Here is a 15,782-nt window from a genome sequence, read left to right as displayed (position 1 = left end):
GCGTTTCTGAGCCGCAATTACTCTCGTGGTCAAGAGGGCAGACCACACGAACAGAAAGCTCCGCTCTTTGAGCCGGGGACTAGGTGCTGCGGGACTTAGGCGGCAAAGGCCGTCACGCGACGGTAATGTCACGCGGCCTCATCGGCTGGAGCCGCGAGTCGCGGTTCGGATCGCAGCCCAACCAAGAACTCCCCCTTCCCCACGGGCTACGACGCCGACGGGCGCCGCTCTGATTTGGTAAAATTCGCCCAATTCCGCGAATTTTCCGCCTGCGCAGTTTTTGCGTATTCTCCGGCCCGCAACTACAATCGGGGTTTGCGTGCGCGGCTGCGCCGCAACGTCGGGACGCTGAGAATACATCCGGAGACGAGTGATGGGTGAAGGGAAGTGGCTGAGCCGCGGCATTCGGCGGAAACAGGGCGGCAAGCGGCGCGGCGGCAAGAAGACGGAGAACGCGTCGGCCGGACACGCACGCGCGCGCCTCGCCTTCGAGTCCCTGGAAGACCGTCGCGTCCTGGCGACGTACGTGGTCAACAATTTCGGCGATCTCGACGCCGACGAGAACGTCATCTTCGGCACGCTGCGCTGGGCGGTCAACGCCGCCAATGCCGAAGACGACTCGGATACGATCGTCTTCTCGGAGACGGCTTTAACTGCCCAAGGCGGCGCCGCTACGATCGCGTTGGACGGCGGCCAAAATGGCGGCGCCCTGATAATCACGCAGCCCCTCAGCATCTACGGTCCGGGCGCCCGGCGCATCACGGTGCAGCAGGGGAAAGCTAATGAGCGCGTGTTCGATCTGAACATTGGCGCTGACGATGAGATTTTCCGCGCCGAGATTTCGGGGCTCACCATTTCCGGCGGCAATGTCACCGGCGACGACGCCAAGGGCGGCGGCGTTTACAACCGCGAAAATCTTACGATGCGCGAGGTCGTCATCGAAGGGAATTCGGCGTCGGGCGGCGGCGGCGGCGTTTACACGGAAGTGGGGCGTCTCACTTTAGACCGGAGCGTGGTGCAGTCCAATTCCTCCGGCGGAGACGATGCCGGCAAAGGGGGCGGGGGCGGAATTCTCAACGGCCCTGAAGATCCGAGCGAAGACGCGCCGCTGCCTCGCACGCTCATCCGCAACTCGACGGTACGCGAGAATGCGACCGGGGGATTCGGCGGAGGCGCCTTTAATCGGAGCGGGACGCTCAGGATCGAGAATAGCACCATCAGCGAGAATGACTCGGACTTGGACATGGGGGACGGCGTCGCGAGTTGGGGGAACCCAGCTCCAGAGGAGGAAGGAGGCGAACCACCGCCGCCAAACGTCTTCACGGAAGTGACCCATTCGATCATTTACGGCAACGATGCAAGCGACTTCGATCGCGTCGGAGAAACCGACGATGACCCGCCTTTGCCGCTGCTGCCTTCCGTGACGAGCTTCGGCTACAACATCGTGGGCACGGGAAACACCACCACAGCCGGCGAGGACAAGGCATTTGGACTGACGCCGTCCGACAAGGTGAACGTCAATCCCAAGCTGGGGGAATTTGGCGACTACGGCGGTACAGTCGACGTCTACATCCTTGACGAGACGAGCCCGGCAATCGACGCCGGCGATCCTAAATTCGACGGCTTGGACTTCGACCAGCGCGGGCGGCACTTTACCCGTATTTACGACTTTAACGGCGACGGCAAGTCGATCATCGACATCGGCTCCGTCGAGATGCAGTCGGGCGTCTTCCTGGTCGACACCTTGCTCGACACTGACAATGGCACATACTCCGACATCTACACGATCCAGACGTTCCTCGGGCTGCCGTTTTACGTTCCCACGCCGCTAACCTACGAGAACAGCGGCAATTTCTCGATTCGTGAAGCGCTGCAATTTGCGCTGAAGAATCCTGGCCTCGATACGATTCGTTTTTCCGACACCCTCATCTCAGCCAACGTCCTGTCGACCGAGGATTTGAATCCGTCGAAGGCGCCGACCATCGTGCTGAAGCAGGGGGGGCTCGCGATTACCGAGGACCTCGTCATCGAAGGCCCGGAAGGCTTCATCCTGGAAATCGACGCCAGCGGCAACGACCCGACGCCGACGTCGAACAACGGCGACGGCTCGCGCGTTTTCTTCATAGACGACTCGGATCCGCTGACCCAAAGCACCGTCTTCATCAGCAACTTGACGCTGATGGGCGCCGACGTCGTCGGTCGCGGCGGCGGCATCTTCACGCGCGAAGACCTGACGCTGTCGCACGTCACCATGAAGGAGAACAACGCCACCGACGATGGCGGCGCGCTGTTCGTCGCGCGCGGCGACACGACGATTGACGGCTCGACCTTCAACAACAATCGTGCGGCCGACGACGGCGGCGCCATTTTCGTTGATACGATCGTCGGGGCGAGCCAGTCGAACCTCAATGTCCTCAATTCGACGTTTTCGGCGAACGTCGCCGGCGACCGCGGGGCGGGCATCCTCAACAACAACAGCAGCGTCGACGTCTTCTTCAGCACGCTCACCCTGAATGACGCCGGTTCGGCCTTGGGCAGCGGTCTACACAATACGGGCGCCGCCGCCCTGACGACCGTCTGGGCGTCGGTCGTTTCCAACAACAAGAACGCTGACGTCAGTTTCTCGAACAGTGCGGTGGTCACGGGCTACGAGTCGCTCGGCAACAATTACGTTGGGAAAGGGAACGGCAACACGGTCTTCGTGCAGCCGGGCGACAGCCGCAACGCTAATACCCCGATGCTCGCGCCCTTGTTCAACACTGGCGGCCTCGTGGAAACGCATCGTCCGCTGCTGGGAAGTCCGCTGATCGATACCGGGCCGCTGGCCGTTCCAGGCTCGGATCCAGCAGTTCCCGCCGTCGATCAGCGCGGTACCGGATACGCTCGCGTCTTTGACGGCAACCAGGACGGGACCGCTCGCGCCGACATCGGCGCCTACGAGTTGCAAGGCCTGACGCTGACGGTCGACAACGACATCGACGAAAACGACGGGATCTTCAGCTCCAACAATTTCAGCCTTCGCGAGGCCATTCAACTAGCGAATGACAACCCGCTGCCTGACGTCATCCAATTTGATCCGGCGCTGCTAGCCGCACTCGACTTGCAGGATCCGGTCTTCCAGCTTGGCAGCGGGACCTTGCTGCCGGGCACGCCGAGCGCCATGCGCATCACCGGGGAGGTAACAATCAACGGCCCTGGCGTCGGCATGCTGGCGATCGACGGCGGGGGGCTCGACGATCCGTCGTCGCTTGTCGGATCTCGCATGTTCGTCGTCGACGACGGCAATGCAGCGACGAAAATCAACGTCACCATCAATGGGCTGGAGTTCCGCAACGGGCTGGCCTCGCAGGGCGGCTCGGTTTTCTACAGCAAGGAAAATCTCACGCTCAACGACGTGATGCTGATCAACAACGGCACCTACGCGGACCCGGCCAGCCTGTACACGGGTCTGCACGGCGGCGCCATCTTTCAAGAGACTGGGAAGCTCACCGTCAATAACGGTCTGTTCACGGGCAACTATACGGCCGACGCAGGCGCTGACGGCGGGGCGATTTACGTCCTCGACGGCGCGCTGGAATTGAACGACACTACAATGTCGGGCAATTCGACGGAGCAAAGCGGCAGCGACGGCGGCGCCATCTACGTGAAGAACTCGACGTTCGTCGCCAATGGCAGCAGCATGAGCGGCAACATCACCTCCGGCGGCGTGGCCGACGGCGGCGGTTTCTTCAGCGAGGCTAGCGTCGTAACGCTGAACGACGTCGTGATCAGCGGCAACTCGACCATCGGGTCGAATTCTGAAGGGGCGGGCTTCGCCAGCGTCAACAGCGCCATCACGCTGAATGACACGGTCGTCAGCTTGAACTTGACGTTCGGCAACGGGTCCTCCGGCGTTGGCGCCTACACCACGGGCGGTATGCTCGTCGTCAACCGGTCGTTCTTCCGAGAAAATGTCTCGAGCGGTCAGGGTTCGCTGGGCGGCGGCTTGGCCACCAACGGCGGAAGCGTGACGCTCAACTACACGAGCGTTTCCGGCAACCGCACGACTGGCAGCGGCAGCCACGGCGGCGGCGTCGTGAATCTCGGCGGCGTCCTGGTCGTGCGCAACAGCACGATCGCCGAAAACCGCGCGACCCACGCCCAGTCGAAGGGGGGCGGCGTCTACAGCGACACCAATCTTGCCGGAACTCAGTCGACGTTGATTCTTAACTCGACGATTTCAACGAATATCGCGCCCCTGCGCGGCGGCGGCGTCTTCAACGCCGACGGCTTGACCGAGATCAAACACAGCACGATCGCCAACAACACTTCCAGCATCCTCAACGTCGGGTCGGGCGTCGCCAGCCAAGGCAACGCCGCGACGCAGACCAAGGTGCTATCGTCCATCATCGCCGGCAACGTCGGTTCGGCGGCAGGAACGGGCAGCGACGTCGATTCGGTCGACGCCAATTTTGCTAACTCGTTCGTTTCGCTCGGCTACAACGTGATCGGGACTGGCAATTCGCTTGCTTCTTTCAATCAGTTGGGGGATCAAGCGGGAATCACAAACCCCTTGCTGGGACCGCTCGAATCCAATGGGCAGGCGCCGAATGTGCAGTTCGAGTTGCAAACTCACGCCTTGCTCCCGGGAAGCCCGGCAATCAACGCGGGAAGTCCGTCTTTCAATCCGAACGCCTTCACGCCAGCCCTGACGACCGACGAGCGCGGCGAAGGGTTTGCTCGCGTCAAGAGCGGCCGCATCGACGCTGGCGCCTACGAGTCGGATCTCGCGCCGGCGCTGCCCGCGGACTTCAACGGCAATGGCGCCGTAGAGGGCCAAGATTTCTTAGCGTGGCAGCGCAACTTCGGCAAAACCGGAGCCATCAAGGCCGATGGCGACGCCAACGGCGACGGCAACGTCAACGGCGTCGACCTGACCGCTTGGAAGGCTGGTTTTGGATCTGTGGCGGCCAGCGCTGCCGCTTCGTCCGCGGCGAGCGTGAGCACTTCGGCCGCGCTACTGGCGGACGAAGAAGTTGCCTCATCTGCACCCGACGCGCCGGATGCAGGCTCTTCTGCCCCGACGGCGTCGACGCTTTCGGGAGACGATGCGTCACGCGGCTCCGCGTCAGCGGCTGGACGGTTCGATTCGCTCGCGTCGCTTGGCCGGCTTGCGGCGTCCGCTCCGGTGGCGGCGACGGTATTGGACGAAAGCCTCCTCTGGAACGGCGCGACGGGCCCGGCGAAGCGCGTCGCCTCGATCTTCCTCGACGTGGAGAAAGCGGCTGAATTGGAGTCGCTGTTCGCCGGCGAGGGCGAGTCCGATGGCAACGCCGAAGACGCCGTCTTCGCCGCCTGGGGCGAGGAGCTCCTCTAACCGGCCCCTGTAACCGGCCACCGTCGAACTGTCTGCATCGCTCAAGTTCTCGACGACCCGCCATTTTTCCGCGATAGCGAGGAAGTAGGCTGCTGCGCGAACCCAGCCTAGGTCGCCTCCGTCATCGAGGGTATAATCGAGCGTAGCGGCTGCCTCCTGATCGTCGTTGCCGCAGCCCCGCCAACTCGAAGGAGTTTTCCCCTAGAAGTGTCAAATTCCGACCGCAAGCAGAGCGTCGACAGCGAGTCCGCCGTTTTGGTTGGCGTGCAGCTTCCCGACGATACGTACCATGGCGAGCCCCTCGACGAGTTGACCGGGCTCGTGGAAACAGCCGGTGCCACGGTCGTTGGCCGTCTCACCCAGAAGCGTCAGGCGCCCGACGCGGCCACCTACGTCGGCCACGGCAAGGTCGATGAACTGAAATTTGTCGTCGACGCCACCGAGGCCGACGTCGTCATCTTTGACAATGACCTTTCTCCAGCACAGATCCGCAATCTCGAAGAGACGCTGAAGGTCAAGGTTCTCGACCGCACCGAGGTGATTCTCGACATTTTCTCCACGCGCGCTCAGACGCACGAAGCCCGCCTCGCGGTGGAACTCGCGCAACTCGAGTACTCGCTCCCGCGACTCAAGGGGATGTGGAAGCACTTGTCGCGGCTGAAAATGGGCGTCGGCATGCGCGGCCCTGGCGAAAAGCAGCTGGAAACCGACCGTCGGCTCGCTGAGAAGCGGATCACCGACCTTCGTCGCGACCTGGAGAAAGTTCACAAACGCAAGGAGCGCGAAGTCGCCGGGCGTCGCGATCGGATGACCGTCTCGCTCGTCGGCTATACGAACGCCGGCAAGAGCACGCTCATGAACGCGCTCACCGACGCCCACGTCCTGGCCGAGGATAAGCTCTTCGCCACGCTCGATACGCGCACCCGCCGGTGGCAGCTCCCCGGCTGGGGACCGGTGCTGCTGAGCGACACGGTCGGCTTCATTCGCAACCTGCCTCATAACCTAGTGGCCAGCTTCAAGGCGACGCTCGAAGAAGCCCGCCAGGCCGACCTGCTGATCCACGTTGCCGACGCCAGCAGCCCCGTGGCGCTCGACCAGATCAAGGCCGTCTACGACGTGCTGCGCGAAATCGGCATTGAGGAAAAAGACGCCCTGCTGGTCCTGAACAAGGTCGACCAGATCGCCGACCCAGCAAGCCTGGAGGCCATCCGCCGACTTTACCCGTCGGCAGTGACGATCAGCGCCCGCACGGGCGACGGCCTGCCGCGCTTGGCCGCCGCCGTGAGCGACGCCCTCAGCCAAGACTTTCTTGACCTGGAATTTCGGTTCGGCGTCAGCAATGGCCGCCTACTGGCGTATCTCGCCAAATACGGCGAGGTCATTAGCCGGACGTTCGACGGCGATTTGGCGACTGTTCATTGCCGTCTGTCGCGGCAACATCTGGGCGCCTTGCGCGACGATCCCGAAATTGAGATTCATCCGTACGTGGCGTCAACCATCACGCGGCACGGAGCTGACGGAGCCGTTGGCGAAGTCGCCTAGCGGATCCTTTCGATGGCTCGTCGATCGCTCGCCCAGAGCCGCGTCTTGATCACCGGCGCATCGAGCGGCATCGGCCGGGAGTTGGCGCTCGCCTTCGCGCGTCGCGGTGCGCGGCTCCTGTTGGCCGCGCGGCGGGAGTCTGAGCTTAACGTGGTCGCCGATCAGTGTCGGCGCCAGTCCTCAGGCGCCGAGGCGATCTTGTGTCCCGGCGATCTCACCGATCCCGGATACCGCCATGCATTGATTCGCCGGGCTGCCGAACACTGGCAAGGTCTCGACGTCCTCGTCAATAACGCTGGAGTCAGCGCCCACGGACGATTCGCGATCAGCGATGAAACAACGCTGCGACAAGTGATGGAGCTGAATTTCTTCGCTGCCGCTGAGCTCACGCGGCTAGCGATTCCGCTCTTGAAACGCGCGGGAAGACCAGCCATCGTGAACATCGGTTCGATCATCGGGCACCGCGGACTACCGCTGAACAGCGAGTATGCAGCCAGCAAATTCGCGCTGCGAGGCTGGACCGAGTCGTTGCGCGCCGAGCTTGCGGCCGACGGCATCGACGTCCTCCTGGTGAGCCCCGGCACGACCGAAACCGAGTTCTTCGACCACCTCGTCGCCAAGACGGCCGAATTGCCTTGGGGCGAATCGACGGCGATCCCCGCGGCCGCCGTCGCCGAACAAACGGTGCGGGCCCTCGAACGCAGCCGGCACGAGATCTTCCCCAACTGGCGGGGCCGCGCGCTGGTCGTGGCTAACCGCCTTTTCCCTGGACTTGTCGACCGCGCTCTGGCCAAGCTGGCGGCGGCAGGCGACAAAGGATAATGCTCCGTTAGTCTGGTCCCCCGCTCCCCTGCCCCGTCCTTAAGTCCGCCTACTTGCGCCGGAATGCATTGATTCGTCGACTGTGAGACGGCCGCCCCGCTGCTTTTCGCCCATTCGACGTTGCTCAGCGTGCCATGCTCGACATCCTTTACGACGACGGTCCCTGCCTTGTGGTCAACAAGCCCTCGGGGCTCCTCACGCAAGCCCCCGCGGGAATCGATAGCCTCGAAATCCAGGTGAAGCAGTTCTTCCGCGCGCGTGAGGGCAAGCCCGCCGACGCCAACGTTTACCTTGGACTTCCCCATCGGCTCGACCGCCCCGTCAGCGGCGCCATCGTCTTCGCGCGGCATGTCCGCGCCGCCCAGCGCCTTTCGAAGCAGTTTGAAGATCGCACGATCAGCAAATCGTATTGGGCCTTCGTCGAAGGCATCGTCACGCCGGAGGAGGGAACGTGGCGAGATTTCCTCCATAAGCGGCACGGCATGGCGCAGGCTGAAGTGGTCGCCGAGGACCATCCCGCAGCCAAGCACGCCGTACTGCACTATCGCGTCCTCTGGCAAGGGCCCATCGGCGCCTGGCTCGAAATCGAACTCGAAACGGGGCGCACGCACCAGATCCGAATTCAAGGGGCCTCTCGCGGCCACGCCGTCGTCGGCGACTCGCAATACGGCAGCGTGCTGCCGTTCGGCGATCCGGCGCTCGACGAGCGCGACCGTCCGATCGCGCTGCATGCACGGCAACTTGGATTCCGTCATCCCATGACCAATGAGTCGGTGGAAGTGGCGGCCCCGCTGCCGTCAACGTGGGAGGCGCTTCATCTGCCAAGAGAACTCGTCGGCTAGCGGCCGCAATCGACTGTCATCTGAAATCGACTGTCATCCTGAGCGCAGCGAAGGATCTAACACGCCAAACGAGCTTCCAGATTCTTCGCTGCGCTCAGAATGACTCGCGGGTGGCGGCTCAACCAAACCCGCGCCACCCGCAACTCTGCAGCCAGTTGTAAATCCAAGGCTGCGTCCATGGATTCCACGTCGGGTAACTCGCCGACAGCACGGAAAATGACAACATCACGAGCGCGACGGCCATCCCTTGGCGACTCCGCGCGGCCCGATCCGCGGCCGGCAGCATGACGACCAGCCATAGCGGCGCAAGCCAGAACAGCCACCGCAGTCCGCTGGTCATCCCGCCGTAATTGCGATCAATCTGCGGTCGCAGCCCGATGTAAAACGTCAGCACCGTCACGGTCAGCAGCGCAATTCCCGCCGCCAGTTGCCGCTCGCTGGTCGTCCCGCCGCGCAGCCATCGCCACGCCCCCCAAACGCTCATCAGCCACATTGGCGTGAGCGAAAAAATGCCGTGGTGCCCAACGAAGCAATGAAACGCGTAATCAAGCCTACTCGGCTCGCCTTTGTCGATTCCCTGCGGATCGAGCCAGTAGCTTTGTCGTTCCTTGCCGCCCAGCGTATAGCTGTAGTGATACCAGTTGTCCTCCGGATCCGTGGCGCTTCGGTGCGCGTAGGGGGGCTGCCAGCTGCCGTGAGCCCAATAGTTCGTCCCGAATGCTGCCGCAAGAACGATCAAGGCGCACGGCGCAAAGCCGGCCAGCGTCTGTCGCCAGTTCTTCCACAGCAGCGCGGCGGCTAACAGCGCGAAGAACGCCAGCGCCGGCAACTCGTTCGCCGCGGTAAAGGCCCCGGCCAACCCCGCCAGGGCAAACCACCGCCACCGCCGCGAGTCGTCGAACCAGATTTGCACCAGTGCATACGTCGCGACAGCCGTGCTCGCCGCCGCGATGGTGTGATTGTTCAACACCACCACGAACGCCGTCAGCATCGTCCCGAACGCCGCCGCCGCCACTACGAAGATGCGCCCCCAATCGGTCCGCCCAAACCGCTCCGCCAGGCTCGCGATGATGGCGAGCATCAACAGCGTCGGCAGCACTTGCACGGTGAAGAGCATTAGCCGGCCGACTTCGTACGGATTGTCCGCCAGCGTCCAGCCCGTCGTTTTGTTGATCGCCCAGTACTCGCCGGCGAGCAGCACGATCAACAGCGGGGGCTTGCTGGAGTATAAATGCATCTGGCCGTCGCGACCGCGATGCTTCACCATGTCGATCGTATTCCAGACGTTCGAATCCATGAACGCGTCGATTTCGAACGAACCCGATTCGACGAGCGCGCGGATCGCCAGCCACCGACTGCGGTCGTTGCCGCTAAGAAAGGGACGCTGCCGTCGCTCTTCGCGCTCGATCAGTTGCTTCGCGGCGAGCAGCTTCGCCTGAAGTTTGTCCTCGCTGATTCCTTCAGCGCGGAACTCTTTTTCCGCGGCAGCGACTCGCTGACTGATTCGACTGGTTTCCAGTTCCTGCCGATTGACGGCATTCACTGCCAGCAGCCGTCCCGACATATTGCCTGCCGCCAGGGCAATCAGCAGGGCGTAGACGCCCAGCCGTAGCCGGCGCGTCGGATCGGCCACGACCTCGCTCATCGCGTCTCGTGCTCCGAGGCGGCTGGGTTGCTCGACGGGATGGCCCCCCCTGCAGTCGCGATTTGTTTCTCGCGGGGGGAGGTATATTCGGCAATCGAAAACTCATCTCGCTGTCTCGACATCGAGGCCGCCAGCATCTCCGCGACGAATCCCATCGCCAGCAAGTTCGATCCCAGCAGCAGCATGGCCATCGAGTAGAAGATCGCGGCTGTCTCGTGCAAATGGACCGCCTCTTCGACGCCTTGCCATGGCATCCGGGACCAGCACCAGACGAATGCGAGGTACGCCATCCCCAGGGCGCCCAACAGGAGTGAAATCAGTCCCGCCGACCCCAGCCAATGTTGCGGGCGCTGTCCGTACCGGGTGATGAACTGGACGGTCAGCAGATCGAGCAGCCCCTTCGGGATTCGCGTCCAACCATACTTCGACACGCCCGATAGGCGTGGCCGATGCTCGACCGCCGTTTCGCCGATGTTGAAGCCGCGGGCCGCGGCCAACACGGGCACGAAGCGATGAAGTTCGCCGTACAGCCTAATCTCGTGAATGACGTCGCGGCGATAGGCCTTCAAGCCGCAATTGTGATCGTGCAAGTGGACGCCGGTCAGCTTGCCGACCAGGGCGTTGAACACTTTCGACGGGTAACGTTTGTGCCACGGGTCGTGCCGCTCGCGCTTCCATCCGCTCACGACGTCGGCGCCGGCGTCGAGCACGGCGAGCAGTTTGGGGATCTCCGCGGGACTGTCCTGCAGGTCGGCGTCCATCGTGACAATAACTTCGCCAACAGCCGCGTCGAATCCAGCGCTCAGCGCCGCCGCCTTGCCGAAGTTTCGCCGAAACCGAATCCCCAGAACGCGCGGATCGGTCGCCGCCAAACGTTCAATGATCGACCACGAAGCGTCGCGCGACCCATCGTCGATGAAGATGATTTGAAAATCGTACCCGCGCGCCACGGCCAGCTCGCTCAGCTCATGATGGAGCTGCTCAAGCGTTCCTTCTTCGTCGAGCACTGGGATAACAATGCTGATCATGCCTAGATCTCAGTCGCTTTCAGCCCCCGGCTCCGCCGGGGGGTGGCACGACGTTAGACGTCGCGTCCAACGGTAATTCACCCCCGGGCGAAGCCCGGGGCTACTAATCGCTACGGCTTACTTCAACATACCAGAATCCCCGTCCCCCGTTACCCGCGCCGCCCCGGCTCGACCCTCTGGTCCCTCGATCTCCAGTCCGAGGCCCTTGCAATCGGTATATCCGCAACTCCTTGCCGCCAAGCTGCTCTAGGGCCCAACGAAGAAACCCATAGAATAGGTCATTCGGCCAGAGGTGATCAGCTATTGGCCGTCGGCAAGAGAAGATCGCATTGGCAGTCAGCCGATCGCTGACAGCCCACCAAGGAGCCGGCCGTGCCGCGCGTCGTTTCGTTCATCGTTCTGGTGGCCATCTTGGCGTTCATCGCCGCGATGTTTTTCAAGGTGATGGCCCAGTTCGTCCTGCCATTATTCTTGGCGGCGGTCCTGGTCGTCGTCTTCAAGCCGTTGCACGTCTGGGTCCGCGATCGCTTACCGGGCCGCTTGCGGCTGTCGGCATTGGTGACGACGTTCCTCATCATGCTTGTGGTCCTGCTGCCGACCGCTTGGCTCGGGTGGAACGCCTATCTCGAAGGAGTCCAGTTATTCAACTACCTCAAGGTCCCTGCCAATCAGAAGCACCTGATTACCAAAATTGAAACGGCGGCGCAACCGTTCGTCGAGTTCTACGAGCAGTTGGTGCCAGCGTCGCAAACGACGGAAACAGAAACCTCAGCCGCCGCCGATGCGGAGCCTGAGGTTCCCCAAGCCGCAGCGGCAACGGAAGATTCCTCGGCTGGCGAAACTCCTCTGGAAGAGGGTGACGACGAGGAAACTACCGAGGAACTCGCGACAACGGGGAGTGCGACCAGCGACGCGGTTAATCGCACGTCTGCTGCTAAAAGGTCGTTCACCGCGAAAGATTTGGTCGACATCGCGATTGGCTTTATCGGCGCCAACCTATTCGACACGCTTGAAGGCGTGCTGCGGACGCTGCTCGGGCTCATCATTATGGTGCTGGCGATCTATTATTTTCTCGTCGACGGTCCGACGATGATCCATACGATGATGCGGCTTTCGCCGCTCGACAACGAATACGAGCGCGAGTTGCTCGACAAATTCGCCAATGTGAGCCGTGCGGTGGTCGTCGCGGTACTGGCAGCGGCAGTCGTTCAAGGGTTATTGGCGGGCATCGGGTTTTACTTTGCAATGTCGCCTGGCGCACCCATCTTTCTCTTGATGATGGTGACGATGATTGCGTCAGTCATCCCCTTTATCGGCGCCGCCGGCATTTGGATCCCGACCAGTATCTGGATCTTTCTCTACCAAGGAGAACGAATCGTCACCGACTCCAATGGCGTTGAGTCAGTCGTCACTGGCGATCCATGGGCGGCGATCCTGCTCGCCCTCTACTGCGGCGGCGTCGTCTCGACGATCGACAACGTCATCAAGCCGCTCGTGCTCCACGGCCAATCGAACCTCCACCCGCTGCTCGCCCTGATGAGCGTGCTGGGGGGCGTGAAGGCCCTCGGCCCCGTCGGCATTCTCGTCGGCCCGATGCTTGTGGCGTTCATTCACGCCCTGCTGGTGATGGTCAATAAGGAGCTGCGACTCCTCAGCAGCGGCGACGTCGTCGGCGACCGGCAGAAGGTGATGTTTCCCCTCGGCCCCGGCGATCCGACCTCGCCGCTTAGCGACGATGCGGCGGCAATCGCCGCCGCCACAGCCAAGCCACTTGGGCCGCTCGCGCGCGTGCGCAACGCCGCGAAGCGCCGGAGACGAAAAAAGTAAGCGGTCGAGAGTTTTTATGTCCTCTACGGACGTTCTCCGGGCGACATCGACGCCCACCTGAGTTTGCCCCTCGTCCAGCGCTACCGGAGAGGACGATATTGTGTGTGTCACAGCGCGACGTTGCCCGCATCGATGCAGCCAACGGAAAACGGCAAAGTCACGGCAAATCCCCTTGCAAGGGGTTCGCGAGCCGCATAGGTTGTAAATGAGAATCATTCTCAACAAACTCCGAACTCGGCCCCCGCGTCTGGGAATCGTGATGATTACCGCTGTGGAACCCCCGCCGAAGCCCGTCCTTCGCGCGTCTGAAGCCCCGCCGCAAATGGTGCTGCTGTCGTCGCTTGCCGCAGGCTCCCATGCCCGCGTTGCCCATGTGAGCGCCCACTCAGACGATCTCCGTCGGCTACAGGCGCTCGGCGTTTGCGTCGGACGTCGGGTGCAATTGATCAAGGCCGGGGATCCCCTGATCATTAGCGTTGTTGGGGCTCGCGTCGGGCTCTCCGCCCGGCTCGCCGCGGAGGTCTGCGTCGTTGCGGTCGCCGCCGAAGATTCGACGTTCGTTCCATTGGCCAACGCATCGTGAGTCCCGGTCCGCCAGAGCTGTCATTGCCGATCGTGTCCACGACGCCCTTGTCGGCGTCCCGCGGCGCGGCGACGATTGCCCTGGTCGGAAACCCGAATGCGGGCAAAACGTCGCTCTTTAATCGCCTCACCGGGATGCGGGCGAAGACGGCCAACTTCCCAGGCACGACCGTCGAGCACCGCCGCGCAACGATCGCCCTTGGCGACGTTGCAACCACAATCGTCGACCTCCCCGGACTCTACAGCCTCGATCCGAGCACTCCCGATGAGAGGGTTGCCTGCGACGCCCTCGAGGGTCTCCTCCCGGGAATGCCGGAACCCGATCTTGTGCTGTTGGTGGTCGACTCGACCAACCTTGAACGCAACTTGTTCCTGGCGAGCCAGGTGCTGGAACTCGGCGAGCCGACGGTCGTCGCCCTTAACCTCAGCGATGCCGCCGCGAAGCAGGGGATCACGCTTGATCTCCCCGTGCTGCGTGAGCGGCTCGGATGCCCTGTCGTTTCCGTTTCCGCGCGGACAGGCGCCGGCGTCGACGAATTGCTTGCGGTCGTCAGCCAGACGCTTCGCGAGCGCAAGGCGCCGCAGCTTCACGCCGATCTCGCTTCCTGCGGCTCGTGCCGTGGTTGCCAGTTCTCGGCACGCTACGACTGGGCCTCGCGAGTTCGTAGCGCCAGCGTCCGCGGCGAAGCGACGGCGCAGGGTCGCATCACCGCGACCATCGACCGCGTTCTCACCCACCGCGTCGGGGGCCTAGTCGCTTTCGCGCTGGTCATGGCGGCGACGTTCCTGACAATCTTTTGGGCGGCGACTTTTCCGATGGATTTGATTGACGGTCTCTTCGGCGCCGCCGGCGAGACCTTAGGCGCATGGCTTCCAGCAGGCGATCTCCGCAGCCTGCTGACCGACGGCGTCATTGGCGGACTAGGCGGCATGCTCGTCTTCCTGCCGCAAATTTGCCTGCTCTTCTTTGTGCTGGCGCTGCTTGAGGACTCAGGCTACATGGCCCGTGCGGCCCTTGTGATGGACCGGCTGATGCATAAAGTCGGCCTGCCGGGCAAGGCATTCGTGCCGCTCCTCTCGGCCCACGCCTGCGCCATTCCGGCGATCATGTCGACGCGCGTCATCGAAGATCGCCGCGACCGGCTCGCCACGATCCTGATCGCCCCGCTGATGACATGCTCCGCGCGCATCCCCGTCTACGCGATGGTGGCGACGCTGCTCTTTCCGCAAAGCTCGGTTCAACGCGCCCTGATCTTCACCGCGGCTTATGCGCTCGGAATCACGGCGGCGCTTGTCATGGCGTGGGTCTTCAAACGGACGCTCCTGAAGGGGCCCGTACGGCCGCTGGTGATCGAGCTGCCCAACTACCGTCTGCCATCGCTGCGAAATGCGGTCCTGCTAACGTTTGACCGCGCCGCCGCGTTCGTAAAGACGGCCGGCACGACGATTCTTATGATCTCGCTGATCCTCTGGGCACTGGCGACTTACCCGAAAACAAGCGTCGAGGAGATGCCAGCTGAAGTCCAGGCGCAACTCGCGGCGTTGGAAGCTGCTGGAGACGAGTCCGGCGTTGAGCATCTGACGCAGCAGATGGAGTTGGAGCGCTCGTTTGCGGGAAGGATCGGCCGGACAATCCAGCCGGTCTTCCAGCCGCTCGGCTTCGACTGGAAGATGAGCATTGGCGTCTTGAGCTCGTTCGCCGCGCGCGAGGTGATCGTCTCGACGATGGCGGTGCTCTACGGACTCGGGGCCGACGGGGCCGACGACGGCGTCAACTCGCTTCTGGCTTCCCTGGGAGCCTCGAAACATAGCGACGGGTCTCCGGTCTTCACGACGGCCACCTGCCTCAGCCTGCTGGTTTTTTACGTCCTGGCGATGCAGTGCCTCCCGACGCAAGCCGTCACCCGCCGCGAGACCGGCAGCTGGCGATGGCCGTTGCTTCAGCTCGGCTACATGACGGCCCTAGCTTACGTTGCGGCGCTCATTACCTACCAAACCGCGTCGCTGCTGGCCTCCTAGCGTAGAGTTTGCGGCAGCTACCGCGTCATTCTGAGCGGAGCGAAGAATCTGGAAGCTTGATCCTTCGCTCGGCTCAGGATGACAGCGCCGCCCACGGGATCACGACCGCTATGCTTTAG

At 62.8% G+C, this 15,782-nt stretch carries 9 protein-coding genes; 7 read left to right on the top strand and 2 right to left on the bottom strand.

Annotated elements, in window-relative coordinates; translation table 11 throughout:
- The first annotated feature begins 373 nt into the window (after window positions 1–373).
- The 4 genes from I41_RS09835 to I41_RS09820 all read left to right on the top strand — a co-directional run bounded on the left by I41_RS09835 (window position 374) and on the right by I41_RS09820 (window position 8,562).
- Window positions 374–5,356 carry a choice-of-anchor Q domain-containing protein gene (locus I41_RS09835; protein ID WP_145432380.1) on the top strand — a complete coding sequence of 1,661 codons (4,983 nt, stop codon included), beginning with the start codon at window positions 374–376 and terminating at the stop codon, window positions 5,354–5,356.
- A 207-nt stretch (window positions 5,357–5,563) separates the two neighbouring features.
- Window positions 5,564–6,898, top strand: coding sequence for a GTPase HflX (gene hflX, locus I41_RS09830; RefSeq protein ID WP_145432379.1), 1,335 nt, complete (start codon window positions 5,564–5,566; stop codon window positions 6,896–6,898).
- A 12-nt stretch (window positions 6,899–6,910) separates the two neighbouring features.
- Entirely contained in the window at window positions 6,911–7,720 is an 810-nt protein-coding gene (locus I41_RS09825; RefSeq protein WP_145432378.1) for an SDR family NAD(P)-dependent oxidoreductase, read from the top strand.
- Window positions 7,721–7,854: 134 nt separating this feature from the next.
- On the top strand, window positions 7,855–8,562 hold the full coding sequence (locus I41_RS09820; protein ID WP_145432377.1) for an RluA family pseudouridine synthase: 708 nt from the start codon (window positions 7,855–7,857) through the stop codon (window positions 8,560–8,562).
- Between the two features lie 118 nt (window positions 8,563–8,680).
- On the opposite strand, the gene I41_RS09815 is transcribed toward I41_RS09820, so the two are convergent.
- Window positions 8,681–10,207, bottom strand: a complete 1,527-nt coding sequence (locus I41_RS09815; RefSeq protein WP_145432376.1) for a hypothetical protein — start codon at window positions 10,205–10,207, stop codon at window positions 8,681–8,683.
- Window positions 10,204–11,235, bottom strand: coding sequence for a glycosyltransferase family 2 protein (locus tag I41_RS09810; RefSeq protein ID WP_145432375.1), 1,032 nt, complete (start codon window positions 11,233–11,235; stop codon window positions 10,204–10,206). Before I41_RS09810 ends, I41_RS09815 begins: the two co-directional genes overlap by 4 nt.
- Window positions 11,236–11,607: 372 nt before the next feature.
- Between I41_RS09810 and I41_RS09805 the strand changes: the two genes are divergently transcribed.
- The 3 genes from I41_RS09805 to feoB all read left to right on the top strand — a co-directional run bounded on the left by I41_RS09805 (window position 11,608) and on the right by feoB (window position 15,663).
- Entirely contained in the window at window positions 11,608–13,062 is a 1,455-nt protein-coding gene (locus tag I41_RS09805; protein WP_145432374.1) for an AI-2E family transporter, read from the top strand.
- Window positions 13,063–13,321: 259 nt separating this feature from the next.
- A complete protein-coding gene (locus tag I41_RS09800) occupies window positions 13,322–13,645 on the top strand; it encodes a FeoA family protein (RefSeq protein ID WP_168206792.1) in 324 nt (107 codons plus the stop codon).
- Between the two features lie 32 nt (window positions 13,646–13,677).
- Window positions 13,678–15,663, top strand: a complete 1,986-nt coding sequence (gene feoB / locus I41_RS09795) for a ferrous iron transport protein B (protein WP_145432372.1) — start codon at window positions 13,678–13,680, stop codon at window positions 15,661–15,663.
- The last annotated feature ends 119 nt before the right edge of the window (window positions 15,664–15,782 follow it).

The sequence above is a fragment of the Lacipirellula limnantheis genome, from assembly GCF_007746075.1.
Lineage (GTDB): Bacteria > Planctomycetota > Planctomycetia > Pirellulales > Lacipirellulaceae > Lacipirellula > Lacipirellula limnantheis.
Note: the sequence above shows the minus strand (reverse complement) of the source record. Positions and strands in the feature narration are given on the sequence as shown.

Bases quoted from the DNA above. Each gene is read 5' to 3' on its own strand.
- I41_RS09835 (WP_145432380.1), top strand. From the start codon at position 374: ATGGGTGAAGGGAAGTGGCTGAGCCGCGGCATTCGGCGGAAACAGGGC.
- I41_RS09825 (WP_145432378.1), top strand. From the start codon at position 6,911: ATGGCTCGTCGATCGCTCGCCCAGAGCCGCGTCTTGATCACCGGCGCA.
- I41_RS09820 (WP_145432377.1), top strand. From the start codon at position 7,855: ATGCTCGACATCCTTTACGACGACGGTCCCTGCCTTGTGGTCAACAAG.
- I41_RS09815 (WP_145432376.1), bottom strand. From the start codon at position 10,207: ATGAGCGAGGTCGTGGCCGATCCGACGCGCCGGCTACGGCTGGGCGTC.
- I41_RS09810 (WP_145432375.1), bottom strand. From the start codon at position 11,235: ATGATCAGCATTGTTATCCCAGTGCTCGACGAAGAAGGAACGCTTGAG.
- I41_RS09800 (WP_168206792.1), top strand. From the start codon at position 13,322: ATGATTACCGCTGTGGAACCCCCGCCGAAGCCCGTCCTTCGCGCGTCT.